The 392-nt window shown below is 43.9% G+C and carries 1 tRNA gene; it reads left to right on the top strand.

Annotation, left to right across the window (positions count from 1 at the left end):
- Nucleotides 1–166: 166 nt before the first annotated feature.
- Nucleotides 167–242, top strand: a tRNA-Glu gene (locus tag AC4IFO_RS23125).
- The last annotated feature ends 150 nt before the right edge of the window (nt 243–392 follow it).

The following is a 392-nucleotide window of genomic DNA, read 5'->3' as shown; positions in this document are numbered from 1 at the left end:
CCGTAGGGGAACCTGCGGTTGGATCACCTCCTTACCATTGAAGTGTTTTTGTGAAGTGCTCACACAGATTGTCTGATAGAAAGTAGAGCAATAGGCTATACGTGGGAGACTTATTCGAGAGAATAAGACTTGCATGAGATACCGCATGTTTTGTGCAATATCTTGTGTCCCCTTCGTCTAGAGGCCTAGGACACCGCCCTTTCACGGCGGTAACAGGGGTTCGAATCCCCTAGGGGACGCCAATTGCGCCGATATCGAGTGAAAGACGATGTCCCCAATAATGATTAAGCCAATTATGTAAATAGTTGGTTTAACAATTATGCTCTTTAACAATCTGGAACAAGCTGAAAATTGAAAACAACGCACATTGTTTATCGCTTAAACAATGTGAG

This window comes from Providencia sp. UF-224 (assembly GCF_058245955.1).
This window is presented reverse-complemented; position numbering and strand designations above follow the sequence as displayed.